General features: G+C 35.9%; 14 protein-coding genes. 10 read left to right on the top strand and 4 right to left on the bottom strand.

Annotated features, from left to right (window positions below; genetic code table 11):
- The first annotated feature begins 18 nt into the window (after positions 1-18).
- Both tupA and CMCT_RS01900 read left to right on the top strand, forming a co-directional pair.
- Positions 19-834: a tungstate ABC transporter substrate-binding protein TupA gene (gene tupA, locus CMCT_RS01895; RefSeq protein WP_034967719.1), complete on the top strand. Its 816-nt coding sequence runs from the start codon at positions 19-21 to the stop codon at positions 832-834.
- 95 nt (positions 835-929) lie between these two features.
- Positions 930-1,553 carry an IMPACT family protein gene (locus CMCT_RS01900; RefSeq protein ID WP_034967721.1) on the top strand — a complete coding sequence of 208 codons (624 nt, stop codon included), beginning with the start codon at positions 930-932 and terminating at the stop codon, positions 1,551-1,553.
- Here the strand turns inward: CMCT_RS01900 and CMCT_RS01905 are convergent.
- On the bottom strand, positions 1,530-2,075 hold the full coding sequence (locus CMCT_RS01905; protein WP_169753534.1) for a YbaK/EbsC family protein: 546 nt from the start codon (positions 2,073-2,075) through the stop codon (positions 1,530-1,532). The two genes, CMCT_RS01900 and CMCT_RS01905, sit on opposite strands and share 24 nt — an antisense overlap.
- A gap of 107 nt (positions 2,076-2,182) precedes the next feature.
- Between CMCT_RS01905 and CMCT_RS01910 the strand changes: the two genes are divergently transcribed.
- The 7 genes from CMCT_RS01910 (at position 2,183) to CMCT_RS01940 (ending at position 8,693) form a co-directional block, all read left to right on the top strand.
- Entirely contained in the window at positions 2,183-2,578 is a 396-nt protein-coding gene (locus tag CMCT_RS01910) for a DUF1104 domain-containing protein (RefSeq protein WP_051654839.1), read from the top strand.
- A 9-nt stretch (positions 2,579-2,587) separates the two neighbouring features.
- Positions 2,588-3,247: a response regulator transcription factor gene (locus tag CMCT_RS01915; protein ID WP_034967723.1), complete on the top strand. Its 660-nt coding sequence runs from the start codon at positions 2,588-2,590 to the stop codon at positions 3,245-3,247.
- Positions 3,240-4,316, top strand: a complete 1,077-nt coding sequence (locus tag CMCT_RS01920) for a sensor histidine kinase (protein ID WP_034967725.1) — start codon at positions 3,240-3,242, stop codon at positions 4,314-4,316. Before CMCT_RS01915 ends, CMCT_RS01920 begins: the two co-directional genes overlap by 8 nt.
- A 41-nt stretch (positions 4,317-4,357) precedes the next feature.
- A complete protein-coding gene (lgt, locus tag CMCT_RS01925) occupies positions 4,358-5,185 on the top strand; it encodes a prolipoprotein diacylglyceryl transferase (protein ID WP_034967727.1) in 828 nt (275 codons plus the stop codon).
- Positions 5,186-5,270: 85 nt separating this feature from the next.
- Entirely contained in the window at positions 5,271-5,975 is a 705-nt protein-coding gene (locus CMCT_RS01930) for a fumarate reductase cytochrome b subunit (RefSeq protein ID WP_034967730.1), read from the top strand.
- A 17-nt stretch (positions 5,976-5,992) separates the two neighbouring features.
- Complete coding sequence (locus CMCT_RS01935) at positions 5,993-7,981, top strand: fumarate reductase flavoprotein subunit (protein WP_169753536.1); 1,989 nt, start codon at positions 5,993-5,995, stop codon at positions 7,979-7,981.
- On the top strand, positions 7,974-8,693 hold the full coding sequence (locus tag CMCT_RS01940; RefSeq protein ID WP_034967732.1) for a fumarate reductase iron-sulfur subunit: 720 nt from the start codon (positions 7,974-7,976) through the stop codon (positions 8,691-8,693). The genes CMCT_RS01935 and CMCT_RS01940 overlap by 8 nt, the downstream gene beginning before the upstream one ends.
- Positions 8,694-8,737: 44 nt before the next feature.
- On the opposite strand, the gene CMCT_RS01945 is transcribed toward CMCT_RS01940, so the two are convergent.
- Positions 8,738-9,517, bottom strand: coding sequence for an ABC transporter substrate-binding protein (locus CMCT_RS01945; RefSeq protein WP_051654840.1), 780 nt, complete (start codon positions 9,515-9,517; stop codon positions 8,738-8,740).
- Positions 9,518-9,635: 118 nt separating this feature from the next.
- Here CMCT_RS01945 and CMCT_RS01950 point away from each other — a divergent pair, with 118 nt between their 5' ends.
- Positions 9,636-10,199 carry a YceI family protein gene (locus CMCT_RS01950; RefSeq protein ID WP_034967737.1) on the top strand — a complete coding sequence of 188 codons (564 nt, stop codon included), beginning with the start codon at positions 9,636-9,638 and terminating at the stop codon, positions 10,197-10,199.
- A 4-nt stretch (positions 10,200-10,203) separates the two neighbouring features.
- Here the strand turns inward: CMCT_RS01950 and CMCT_RS01955 are convergent, their stop codons facing one another.
- The gene (locus CMCT_RS01955; RefSeq protein ID WP_176324989.1) at positions 10,204-12,042 is read right to left on the bottom strand and encodes a dynamin family protein; all 1,839 of its coding nucleotides are present in this window, start codon (positions 12,040-12,042) and stop codon (positions 10,204-10,206) included.
- Positions 12,035-14,122, bottom strand: coding sequence for a dynamin family protein (locus CMCT_RS01960; protein ID WP_176324990.1), 2,088 nt, complete (start codon positions 14,120-14,122; stop codon positions 12,035-12,037). Before CMCT_RS01960 ends, CMCT_RS01955 begins: the two co-directional genes overlap by 8 nt.
- Positions 14,123-14,191 lie beyond the last annotated feature (69 nt).

Below are 14,191 nucleotides of genomic sequence, written 5' to 3' on the forward strand. Positions count from 1 at the left end.
AATCACAAGGGAGAAAATATGAGAAAAATTTTTGTTATCTCTGCTGTTCTTGCAGCGAGTTTATTTGGTGCCGATAGCGATTTAAATATGGCTACAACAACAAGCACGGCAGATACTGGTTTGCTAGACGCGATGCTACCTATTTATAAGGCAAAGACTGGCGTTGATCTGAAATTTACAGCGGTTGGAACTGGTGCTGCGTTAAAGCTTGGCGAAAACTGTGATGTTGACGTGCTTTTTGTGCACTCTCCAAAGGTTGAAAAGGAGTTTGTAGAAAAAGGTTATGGTGTTGAGCGAAAGGCCGTAATGTATAATGATTTTGTTTTAATCGGCGATAAGTCAATTGCGAATAAATTTGCAGGAAAAGACCTCAAGACTGCGTTTGAGATTATTAAAGCAGAGCAAATTCCATTTTTCTCACGTGGAGATAAATCAGGAACGGATAATAAAGAGAAAGGTCTTTGGAAAAACGTAGCAGGCGAAGTTCCAGAAACTGCTGCTTGGTATAAGCAAACAGGTCAGGGTATGATAGCTACGATAAATGCGGCTGCTGAGCAAAAGGGTGTGACTTTAACCGATCGTGGCACTTATATAAAATATGAAGCTAATAAAAATGGAGCTCCTGAGCTAGTTATCATAAACGAGGGTGCAAAGGATCTTAAAAATTTCTACTCAGTAATCGCAGTTAGCCCAAAACACTGCCCAAAAACAGACATCGAAAATGCACAAAAATTTGTTAATTGGGTTGTTAGCGATGAGGGCCAGAAATTTATTGCTGACTTTAAACTCCTAGATAAACAGCTCTTTACTCCTGACGCTAATACTCGCAAATAGATAAATTTACTCGGACACTCTGTTTTGTCCGAGTAAGCCACAACTTTAACTTTTTTAAAAATTTTGCTAAATTTACGCAAAAACTAGGAATTATTTTGCAGACTATAGATTGTGTTTATACCGCAAAAATCGAGATTAAAAAGTCAAATTTCATAAGCTATCTAGTGCCTATCTCGCAGTTTAAAACGCTTCATGATCAACTAAAAGCCGAGCATTTAAAGGCTGTTCATATCGTTTGGGCATATAGAGAGCTAAATAAATATGGACAAATTGTTGAAAACCAAAGTGATGACGGAGAGCCAAAGGGCACGAGCGGGGCTCCTAGTTTAAATGTTTTGCGTGGAGCTGATTTGGTTGAAGTTGGCGTGTTTATAGTTCGGTATTTTGGCGGTATTAAGCTTGGCACTGGTGGTCTTGTTCGTGCGTATAGCACGGCTGTAAATTTGGCTATAAATGAAGCTAGGCTTATAAAATTTGAGTTTAAAGATGTGTTAAAATTTTACACTCCATTTGCCTTAATGTCGCGATTTGAGCATTTTTTTAGCTCAGAAAATTTAAGCGATTTTGAGCGAGAATTTAGTGCAAGTGGTGCTGTTTGGAGCGCGAAGTTTAATGAGAGCGAAGCTAGTAAATTTTATCACTTCGCCCATACTTTTGAGCCATCTGGATTTGAAATTTTAGCTCTACCTTTGTTTTTAAAGTGTCTTTTCAGTTGCTAAATGTGCAAAATCTATAAGTTTTGGCTTTACAATCCGCAAATAATCATCAGCATTTAAAATAATCGAGTGATCAAGCAGTCCAGCATTAAACGCTATATGGCTAAATCTGCCAAAAAGCTTCCTATCAACCACCAAAAATAGTTTCTCGTTAAAACTAAACGGCGGTATTGCTCCAAAAACGCAGTCTGTTAGTTCGCTAACTTCAGCAGGACTTGCAAGACTTGCCTTTTTAGCGTCAAAAACAGCTGCTAAACGTTCTAAATTTGCATTATGATCTGCTGGAAGTATGGCGATGACATTTATCTTGTTTGTATCAGATTCCAAGTCAAAAAATTGCTTTAAAAGCTCATTTTTAGCACCTTTTATTTTGCATACTAGAGCTTTTGCACCCTGACCCAAATGTGTTTTACGAGCCTTTGCGACCTCTTCTGAAGTACCTACACTTTTGTGCTCTACCACGCGAAAATCAGCCCCGTTTTGCTCTAAAAGCTCTTTAATTTTGTTAAAAATTGCCTCTGACATCATAAATCCTTAGAAATTTTCTAAAAATTATGTCCAAAATGGGCTTAACATTTACTTCACAAATTGTTTTTATAATGCGATTGCAAACCAAAACAAAGGAGAATATTATGAAAAAGTTAGGTATGGTTGCGATTTGTATTGCTGGTTCGCTTTTTGCAAGTAGTTTTGAAAAAAATACAAACGATGAGCTAGTCGCTATGATATCAGGTGCTGATGCTAAAATGATGAGTGAAATTTCATTTGAGTTGCACAAACGAGCAGGAGTGTTATCGGAGCAGGCTAATAAAATAAGAGCTGATTTTAGAGATAAAATGAGAAGTAAAATTTCAACTCTAAAAGAGGGCGAGCGTGAGCAATTTATGAGTGAATTTCATAAAAACTATGATAAAAAAATAGACGAGTTGAGTGTAAAAGAGGCTAAAAATTTTGGCTTTTTTGGCAAAAAAGATAGACGTGAAGCAGGGAATTGCAAAATTTACGATAGAATGTCAAAAAATCGTTAAGGGTGAGATTTGGCTAGAATTTTAATCGTTGAAGATGAGGCTATGCTAAATGATATGATGTGTGAGTATCTGGGGCAAGAGCACGAAGTTACCGGCGTTAAAAGCTATGATGAGGCACTTGATTTGGCGTATGAGAGTGCCTTTGATTTGTGGATTTTTGATGTTAAAATAGTTGGCGGAAATGGATTTAACTTGCTTAAAGAGTTAAGGTCTAGCACTCGCCTAACGCCTTGCATTTTTACAACTTCATTAAATACAATAGATGATGTTAGTGTGGGATTTTTAAGCGGTTGTGACGATTATTTAAAAAAGCCGTTTGAGTTAAAAGAGCTCGGTTTAAGAGTCAAAAATTTACTAAAACGCACCTTTTTACACAACGAGAGTTCACTTATTAGTTTGGGCGAAAATTTTAGTTTTGACATCTCGCAAAACATTTTATACAAGGGTAAGGATATTTTTTTGATGGCTAAAAAACAGGCTTTGCTTCTTTCGTTGCTCTTAAAAAATCGCGATAGATTTGTAACTCACGATGAGATATTTAGCGAAATTTGGAGTTTTGATGAGAACCCAAGCGACGCTAGTCTTAGGGTTTATATCGCTGAACTTCGTAAAATTTTAGGAAAAGAACGCATAATTAGCCAGTCAAAATTAGGTTATAAATATGTCTAAACGTCATATTTTGCCCATTTTTTTGCTATATTTTTTAACAAGTATCGCATTTTTAGCGTTTTTTGGCTATCTTTTTTATGAGCGTGAAAAGGGATTTTTATTAGAAAAAGATAGAATTTTACTTCGGCAAATTAGGCACGATTTTCAAACAAAGCTAAAATTTGGCTCTTTAACCGATAGTGATTTAAGCGAGTTTAATGCAACGATTAAGCCGATTAAAAAAGGTCATTTTCATATCCAAAACAGCGATATAAACGGGACATTAAGGCACTTTGTAATTTTTGATAGGTTTCAGGATTTTTTAGTAACTATAACAGTTGACGATTTGTCTTTGAAATTTTATGATTTAAAGGTAAAAATTTTACTTGCTCTTTGCGTTATTTTGGGGTTTATTTTGCTGATAGCGTATTTTATTATAAGGCTTTCGTTAAGACCGCTTTATGAAAAGATAGAGTTTTTAAATCGCTTTTTAAGGGACACTACTCACGAGATAAACACCCCATTAAGTGTCATTTTGATGAGCATTGAGATGTTTGAGGCAAATCCTAAGAAATATCTAAAAAATATTAAAACAGCAGCCCTTACGATATCAAATTTGTATGACGATTTGGTTGAATTTAGCTTAAAAAAAGACGAAGTAAAAACTCTTGTGGATTTATCTAGTTTGATAGATGAGAGATTTGTGTATTTTAGTGATAAGGCAAATCAAAAGGGGCTAAAAATAAGCTCAAATTTGCACAAAGTTAAGATTCTAACGCAAAAATTTAAGTTTAGAAAAATAGTAGATAATCTAATCTCAAACGCCATAAAATACTCAGATGAAAATTCCAAAATTACAGCCGTTTTAGATGAAAATAGTTTTATGATCTCAAATAGCGGATTTGGTATCAAAAAGGAAAATTTAGCTGAAATTTTCAAACCATATACTCGTTTTGATGAGCAAAATGGCGGTTTTGGGATAGGGCTTAGCTTGGTTAAAAATTACAGCGATGAGCTTGGTTTTCAAGTAGATGTAAAAAGCGAAAATGGGTTGACAACATTTACTTTATGGTTTAATAAAAATTTTTAAGCATTTTGTTTGTAAAATCGCTAAAAACTAAGAGGAAAAATATGCAAATTTGGAATGACATTTACAACCACTTTGACCCAGTCGCATTTAAAATTTTTGGATTTAGTGTTCATTGGTACGGGATAATGTATATTTTAGCGTTGCTTGTGGCACTTGCACTTGCTAAGTATTTTGTTAAAAAAGATAGGCTGCCTATAACTGATAAAATGCTTGATAGCTACTTCTTTTGGGTCGAGGTTGGGGTGATTTTGGGTGCCAGGCTTGGCTGGGTGCTTATGTATTCTGGTGACGCTTGGTTTTACATTACTCAGCCGTGGCAGATTTTTAATCCATTTTACGCGGGAGAATTTGTTGGTATTAGGGGTATGAGCTATCACGGAGCGGTTGTTGGATTTTTGCTCTCAACGTGGTTGTTTTGTAAAAAATATAGACAGAATTTGTGGCTATATCTTGACCTTTGTGCGATCTCGATTCCGCTTGGTTATGTGTTTGGACGGATAGGAAATTTCTTAAACCAGGAGCTTTTTGGACGTGTTACGGACGTGCCTTGGGCGATAAATGTCCTTGGTGCTATGCGTCATCCAAGCCAACTTTATGAGGCGTTTTTAGAAGGGTTTGTCGTATTTGTTGTGTTGTTTGTTTATAGAAAATACCAAAAATTTCAAGGTGAGCTAATCTGTCTTTACGCTATGCTTTATACGTTAGCTAGGTTTGTATGTGAGTTTTTTAGGGAGCCTGACGTTGGTCTTGGATTTATCTTTTTAAATTTCTCAATGGGGCAAATTTTATCCTTTTTAATGTTTGTGTCAGCTTGTGTCATTTACCTATTTTTGCGTAAATGCAGAGTAAAGATATTTAATAATCATTAAAGTTTTAATTTAGTAAGATTACGCCAACAATTTAGATTTTAAGTTTAAGGCTTATCTAAATTTTGAATATTTTGAAGGAGGGCTCATGAGTGAGCTTATAGAAGGTTTCTTAGGTAAAAGGGTCGATACTAAAAAGAGCCGATTACCTGCGACTTGGGATAGATGGCAGAGTATCACGGGTTTTATACTAGCCTGTTTTATTTTATGCCACATGGTTTTTACTTCAACGATTTTGCTTGGCAAAGACGCATTTAATGCGGTTGTAGGTTTTGCTGAGGCGAAATTTTTATTTGGAGAGGCGACTTGGTGGATAACAAATGTTATCGCTGCTGTTATTTTTGTTGTGTTTATTACTCACGCGTTTTTGGCGATGAGAAAATTCCCTGCAAATTATAGACAATATAAGATGTTTATAGGTCACAAAAATCGCATAAAACATAACGACACTACTCTTTGGTGGTTTCAGTTTTTAACTGGTTTTGCACTATTTTTTGCTGCTAGTGCCCACCTTGTAGATATCGTATTTGGTGGTCATATAACAGCTGATAACTCTGCTGCAAATTTTAAAACATTAGAATTTTTCTATCTAGCACTTTTAGTATTTATGGTAGTTCACGCTGGTGTGGGAATGTATCGCCTTTATGTAAAATGGGTAAGCATTGACGGAGCCAATAAACACGAAATGTTTGAGAACAGAAAAAAGGCAAAAGTTGTTGTTTTTGCCGTATTTGGAGTCTTGGCTGTAATCGCATTAATTGCTGATTTTGTGTGGATCAGCCTTGGTCATTAATGGATAGGAGCTAAAAGATGAATGTAAAATATTGTGACGCATTAGTTATAGGTGGTGGTTTGGCTGGTCTTAGAGCTGCTGTTGCGGCTGGAGAGAAGGGGCTAAGTACTATAGTTTTAAGTTTAATACCTGTAAAAAGAAGCCACTCAGCAGCCGCACAAGGTGGTATGCAAGCAAGTCTTGGTAACTCAAAGATGAGTGAGGGCGATAATGAGGATGTGCATTTTGCCGATACTGTAAAGGGTAGCGACTGGGGTTGTGATCAAAACGTTGCTAGAATGTTTTGTCAAACAGCACCAAAAGCGATTCGTGAGCTTGCTGCTTGGGGTGTGCCTTGGACTAGGATTACAAAGGGTGAAAGAAGTGCTATTATCAATGCTCAAAAGACAACTATCGTTGAAAAAGAAGAGGTTCACGGACTTATTCACTCACGTGACTTTGGTGGTACTAAAAAGTGGAGAACCTGCTACACAGCAGACGCTACTGGACACACAATGCTTTTTGCAGTTGCAAACGAAGCACTAAAGCACAACGTTGATATCCACGATAGAAAAGAAGCCATAGCTTTAATCCACGAAAATAACCGCTGTTATGGTGCTATTGTTCGTGATTTAGTAACTGGCGAGATCACTGCTTATGTTTCAAAAGGAACACTTATAGCAACTGGTGGTTATGGTAGAGTTTATAAGCACACTACAAACGCGGTTGTTTGCGAAGGTATCGGTGCTGCGATAGCTCTTGAAACAGGAGTAGCACAACTTGGCAATATGGAAGCTGTTCAGTTTCATCCAACTCCAATCGTTCCAAGCGGAATTTTACTAACTGAGGGTTGCCGTGGGGATGGTGGAATTTTACGTGACGTAGATGGCTATCGCTTTATGCCTGATTATGAGCCAGAGAAAAAAGAACTAGCAAGTCGTGACGTCGTAAGTCGCCGTATAATGGAGCATATTAGAAACGGCAAAGGCGTAAAAAGCCCTTATGGTGAGCATGTTTGGCTTGACATCTCAATTTTGGGTCGTGAGCATATCGAGAAAAACCTACGTGACGTTCAAGAAATTTGCCAAATTTTTAACGGCATCGATCCAGCTGATGAGGGTCCAAAGGGTTGGGCACCAATTCTACCAATGCAACACTACTCAATGGGTGGCATAAAAACAAAAGCAACTGGCGAAAGCCCAACGTTAGCGGGTCTATTTAGTGCTGGTGAGGCTGCTTGTTGGGATATGCACGGCTTTAACAGACTTGGCGGAAACTCAGTTTCTGAAACTGTTGTTGCTGGTATGATTGTTGGCGATTATTTTGCTGATTATTGTGCAAATCACGAGATAGAGATAAAAACAGATAAGATACAAAAATTTGTTGATAAAGAAGTAAATTATATGAACGAGCTACTTAATAAGAGCGGAACATATAATGTATTTGAGATCAAAAATCGTATGAAAGATATAATGTGGGAGCACGTTGCTATCTTTAGAACTGGCGAAGGTCTAGAAAAAGCTGTAAAAGAGCTTGAAGAGCTTTATAAACACTCACTAGATGTTAAAGTAACAAATAAAACATTATTTGGCAACCCAGAGCTTGAAGAGGCTTATAGAGTGCCAAAAATGCTAAAATTAGCACTTTGTATAGCTTATGGTGCGTTACTTAGAACTGAAAGCCGTGGTGCTCACTACCGCGAGGATTATACAAAACGTGATGACCTAAACTGGCTAAATAGAACACTAACAAGCTGGAGTGAAGGTGCTACGATGCCGACTGTTACATATGAACCGCTTGATATAATGAAGATGGAAATTCCACCTGCGTTCCGTGGTTATGGCGCAAAAGGAAATATTATCGAGCACCCTGATAGTGCTGTTCGCCAGGCACAAGTTGATGAAATTCGTGCAAAAATGGAAGCTGAGGGCAAAGGTAGATATGAGATTCAAAATGCACTAATGCCTTATGAACTTCAAGAAAAATATAAAGCACCAAATGAAAGAGCAGGTATAGGATATGAGTAGAAAAATAACCATAAGAGCGTTTAAATATAACCCGCTCTCTAAAATTTCAAAACCGCATTTTGCAAGCTATGAGCTTGAAGAAACTCCGGGAATGTCCCTTTTTATCGCACTTAACGTGATAAGAGAGAAGTTTGACCCTGATCTTAGCTTTGACTTTGTTTGTAGAGCTGGAATTTGCGGAAGTTGTGGTATGTTAGTTAATGGAACACCAAAACTAGCTTGTAGAACACTTACAAAAGACTATGAAAGTGGCGTTATAGAGCTTATGCCGTTGCCAGTGTTTAAGCTATTAAAAGACTTAAGCGTTGATACTGGAAACTGGATGAATGCTATGAGTAAGCGTGTTGAGAGCTGGATACATACAGATCACGAGCCAGAAATAGCTAAACTTGAAGAGAAAGTTGAGCCAGAAATTGCCCAAGAGGTATTTGAGCTTGATAGATGTATAGAGTGCGGTATCTGCGTAGCTGCGTGTGGAACTGCGATAATGCGTCCTGATTTTATCGGTGCTGTTGGCTTAAACCGCGTTGCTAGGTTTAAAATAGACGCACTTGATAAGAGAACAGATGAAGATTTTTACGAGCTTATCGGAGATGATGACGGTGTGTTTGGTTGTATGAGCTTACTTGCTTGTGAAGACAACTGTCCAAAACACCTACCACTTCAAAGTCGCATAGCCTATATGCGTAGAAAGATGGCTGTAATAAAGTAAAAATGGAGCAACGCTCCAACTCATAACCCAGCTTATTTGCTGGGTTATTTTATAAAAAATTCCCTTGCATACTTTGCGTCATTATAAAGTTCTATTCCAAATTTATCTCTCCCGTATGTTTTAAAAATTTCTTGAGATTTTTTATCAGCTAAAAAGTCTATGAAATTTTCTGCTATTTTTGGAGCGTCTATTCTGCACATCGTGGCATATACATTTACTAAAATTTTATCGCCAGAAAATAAAATTTCACTATTTTTTAACTCATTTTTTATCGTGTAATAAGTACTTGAATCGCTCATAAAATAGCCATTCGTATCATCTGCTCTTTTTAGAGTAGCTATCATAAAGTCGCGATTTTGCACATACCAGCTACCACTTGGCTTGATACCAGCTTTTTGCCATATATCAAGCTCTTTTATGTGTGTTCCGCTGCCATCAGACCTTGTGTAAAATAGTGCATTGGCTTTTGCTATTTTACTGTAAGCTTCTGTGGCGGTTTTTGCGGTTTTTATACCTGCTGGATCATCTTTTGGCCCAATGATAAAAAACTCATTTGAACCAATAAGTGTGCGTTTTTTTGCTATGCCTTGCTTGATTAAGGTCTTTTCTAAAAGCGGTGAATGCGTCATCGTGACATCAACTTTATTTTCTTTTAAAAGCTCGAGTCCATCGCTACTACCAGCTTTTATCCAGCATATTTTACTATCGTTTAAAGAGTTAAATACTTCACTTAATTTTTTTAAAAGCCCAAGTTCGCCAGGACTTCCTGTGGCAACCCTTAAAATTTCAGCCCCATCGCCGTAAATTTCAGTATATTTTTGCATAAAATCCCCTTTAAATTTTTCATATTTTACCCTATTATTTAAAAAATCATTAATCAAAATTTTAAAAATTATTTTCAAAAACATATTACAATCACAGAAATTTTTAAAAAGGAAAAAAATGAATAAAATAATCACATCTAGTTTAATGGCTCTAGCTATAATAGGCTCAGCACAAGCAGCTGAATACACACTTGATAAGGCACACTCAAGTGTAAATTTTAGAATCAAACATATGGGTATAAGTAGTGTAAATGGTAAATTTGATAACTTTGATGCTAATATCGATGCACAAAACGGCACTATAAAAAGCCTAACAGCTATCATAAAAACCGCTTCTGTAGATACAGATAATGAAAAAAGAGATGAGCATTTAAGATCGGCTGACTTCTTTGATGTTGCTAAATTTGATGATATGAAATTTCAGATGAACGAGTTTAAAAAAGACGGCGATGACGCTAAGGTTTATGGCACTCTTACGATTAAGGGTGTTAGTAAGCCTGTGAAGTTAGACTACGAATTTGGCGGTGCTAAAAAAGATGATAATGGCAAAGAGCGTATAGGGTTTAACCTAGAGGGCAAGATAAAAAGAAGCGACTTTGGCTTTGCTGATAGCTTTACAAGCAATGCTATGTTAGGCGATGATGTTAAGATAAATATCGATGTAGAGGCAGTTTCTAAGTAGGGTGCTATTTTGCACCCAAAATTTTAATCTCCAATAATGCACGACTTTTTTCTTTTTGTGCTTGCTTTAACTTGCTTAAAATTTCTATTTTTTGAGTTGCTAGTTGCCTAAATTCATTTTTTAACTCATTTGAAATTTTATTTAAAAATGATGTGTTTGAGAGTATTTCGTTTTCAAATTCGTATAAATTTAAAGATGTCAAAACACGCTCAAAAACCTCCTTTTGACTTGGTATAAATAGCGAAAATCCCAAAGGATCTTTCTCGTAAGACGCCCTTGCGATATCTATTTTGTCTTTTAAAAAATATACGGCTATTTTTATGGCGTTTTCATAATTTGCAGCCACTTTTAAATTTAATTTTTCAAAAAACAAAGAGAGCTTTTGAATTTTGCTAAATTTCACATTTTCAAAATCCCTTAAAAACATCTCATAAACCTCTTTAGCATAGGTTCTAATCGCTGCAAACTCGACATCAGAGTGGATCTCGCACTCCTTTCTAACGCCTTCAAACTGAGCCTTGTAAATCATAAAATCACTCTCAAGTGTAGTATAAATTTCATCCAATCCAGCCTTGAGTTCATCTTCTAAATTTTTTAAATCCAGCCTATAAGCTCTAAAAATTTTAGCAAGTTTTATGTCGTTATATATGAGTTTTGAGAAAATTTCATCAGTATCAAAACCTATTATCTCATACTCTGTGCGTTTGAAATTTTCGCCTTTTATGAGAGATTTTTGGTGAGTGTATCTGCTCATTTTTATGGGCCTAAAGCTTAGAAGTATCTCATCTGCTATAAGTTTTGCGGTCTGTTTTATTTGATTAAACGCTAGTTCTATTTTTGGATTAAAGTTCGCTTTAAAAGCTTCTACACGCTCATCTAGTTTGTTTTGAAAATTTAAAATTATTTGGTTTGCCATTTCATAAATGCTAAAAAAATACTCATACTCAAGCACCAACTCATCTTTTATCTTTTGGCACTTTTGTATTACAAAATTTTCTTTTATCTTTTCATCGGCAAATTTTTCTATACACTCAAGAATGGCGTTAAAATTTGAGGTTTGTAGTAAATTTGCGTCATTATCTTGCATGGCTTTGCAGGCTTGTTTGGCTGATATCGCGATGATGTCTAAAAACTGATCGCCAAATGTAGTCTTTGCGTGAGATAAGACATTTTGTAGCTCTTGCTCATTTAGCTTATCTTTTTGGTTTAATACACAAATAGCACTTTTTTGTTTATCTTTTAAAAACTCAGTTATGTCAGATAGCTCACTAGCTCTTGCGGCGTTGTCTATTAGGCTTAGCCAAATCACGGCACAAACATCGTCTATAACGCCTTTAGTAACTTGTGTATCGGCATTTGATAGCGAGTTTAAGCCCGGTGTATCGATGAAATTTATACGCTTTAAAATCGGCAAAGGTGCGTATATACAAATCTCTTTGATGTCATCCGTAAATATGCGTTGATCAACAAATTTACCTATCTCGCTTATGTCTAAGCTAAGCTCCCTGCCATTTTGATAATCAACCCTTAATGAGTAGTTTGGGGCATACTTTATGTGCGTTAGTTTAGCGGTCACCGGAGTAACTCCAGTTGGCAGTATATCGCGTGAGAGCAGGGCATTTAGAAAGGTTGATTTACCACTTGAAAATTGCCCTATGATAGCCACTTGCACAGGCTCACAGATAAAAAGATCTAGCTTTTTTAGGTTATTAATAAGCTCTACGCTTGGCTTATTACTAGGTTCTAAAAGCTCATTTTCAAATTTTTTAAACCTGCCGTAAAAATCGTCTGAAAAAATTTTAAAATACTTTGCTTTGTAGGCATTTATGAATTTATTAAGCATTTTTTAGCTCCATTAATACGCTTTCAAGTTCGCAAATTTCATCTGTGAGTGACTTTAAATTTGACCTTATTTGCTCATTTGTTTGGTTGAGTGCTAGATTTTTTTGGTTTAGCGTTTGCTCACTTTGTTTTAGCTCGTTTAGTTTTTGCGTCAGCTTTTCATTAATAAGGTCGGTAAATTTATCTTTTTCTAAATTTAGTATTAAAGATGTAAATTTACCAAGCTTTTCATCGCTTAAAAATTGCTCCAAATAACCTTGTATGCTCTGCTCTAGCGTTTTTGTATCTTTGCTTATGGCGTCGTTTATGTCGCGACAAACTTGTTCGTAGTTAAAATTTATACCAACTGACTTTAGATACTCTCCGATATTAAAAACCTCATCCTGGCTTTTTATCTCAAGCTCTTTAAATTTTAGCAAAAGCCGTTCTTTACAGCCATTTATCGCTGATAAAATTTCATTTCGTTTAACTCTAGCGATGTTTAAAATTCCATCATTAAGTGCGGTTTTTACGATGTAGCTTATGTCGTTTGGTTTTTTGCCATGTTTTTTATGATACTCTATCTCGTTTAAAAGCCTATCTTTTATGTTAGATGATAGTAGGGCTAAAGATAGTTTAAAGCTTGTATCAATGGCGTTCGCGTCTATTTGTTTTAGCTCATCTTGGCTTTGTTTAGTGATATCGTCTATTAATTTTAAAAGCTCGTTTTGCTCATTTTTTAGTGATGAAATTTTCTCATTTATCTCTAAATTTGAGCCACTTAGTGCTAAAACTTGGCTATTTTTTTGCTCAAGCAGGTTTTTACAAACCGATAAAAGCTCCTTTTTGTAGGCGTCTATCGCCAGATGAGCCTTTTTACTATCGTCTCCAAAGAGTGTTTTGTAAAGATACTCTTTTAACTCGCCAACACCGCCGTTTTGTGGATTTTTAAAATACTCTTTTGCACTTATGGCAAAAATATCGATATCTTTTATGGAATTTAGCTTATCTTTGATACTTTTTTGTGTGTAGGAGATGACGTCATTTAGCTCGTTTGGCGTTAGCAGGTCAGAGTGTGTTAGGACGATAACTAGTTTTACTATGTGGTTATTTAAAAATGAGTGCAGTATAAACTCAAAGTCCTTTTGTGTCGAGCTTTGAGATACGTTCATTAGGTGTATCATTAGGTCACACTCACTCATAAAATCACTCACCACTTGCTCTCTTAAAAACACCGCGTCATCTATGCCTGGCGTATCCACTATGCAAACGCCGTCTTTTAAAATTTCTAAATCCTCATATAGCTCCACGCTTTTTACTATTTTTGATGTGTCACTTGTGGCTGATGTGTAGTTTTTTAGTTCGGCTATCTCTATCTCTTTAGAACTTTGCTCGTTTGTTTGTGCGTCTATACCAAGCTCTTTTAACTCAGCATTGCTCCAAAAATTTATCTTAGCAAATGGAGTGTGCGAGTATTTTAATAGAGTTAAATTTGTCGTTTCTGGCACGTTTGATGTGCCTAAAATTTGCTTATTTAAAAGAGCGTTTAGCATTGTTGATTTACCAGCATTGATCACGCCAGTCACTGCTACGTTAAATTTTAGCTCATCTAGTTTTTGCTTTTGAGCATATAGCCTAGTCTTATTTTGCTCATCGCAGATAGACAATAGCCTTAAATACAGCTCATCTAGCATTTTTGAACGCTCTTGAAAATAGTGCTTTTTTGCATTTATTTGCTCTGTTTTAAGCTCTGTTTGTTCTAGTGAGTTTATGAAATTTTCTAAATTTTCTAGCTCGGACGCGGTTATGATGTTATTTTCGTTTATTAACTTGAGTGATTTTAGTAGCGTTGTTTTTGAAATTTTAGACTGCTTTATTGCATTTATAGTGCCAACTTGTGCGGTTTGAACGCTAAACAAATCTGCTCTTAGATTAAGCTTATAAAGAATATCTCTAAATTCGTTTAGTGCTATAAATCTATCGTAGTTTTTGATATTTGTTGCCATTATTATGGCAAGTAATTGCTCATCTGTGATTATCGTGGTTTTTGTATCTAAAAAAAGCTTCGGCTCGTCCCAAATTTCACTTAAAAATTTATTCATTTTCGCTCTTAGTTTTTAAATTTACAGATTTTAGTGAAATTTTGCTTAAAATGGTGTTTTTAAATAGGG

The organism is Campylobacter mucosalis, from assembly GCF_013372205.1.
Lineage (GTDB): Bacteria > Campylobacterota > Campylobacteria > Campylobacterales > Campylobacteraceae > Campylobacter_A > Campylobacter_A mucosalis.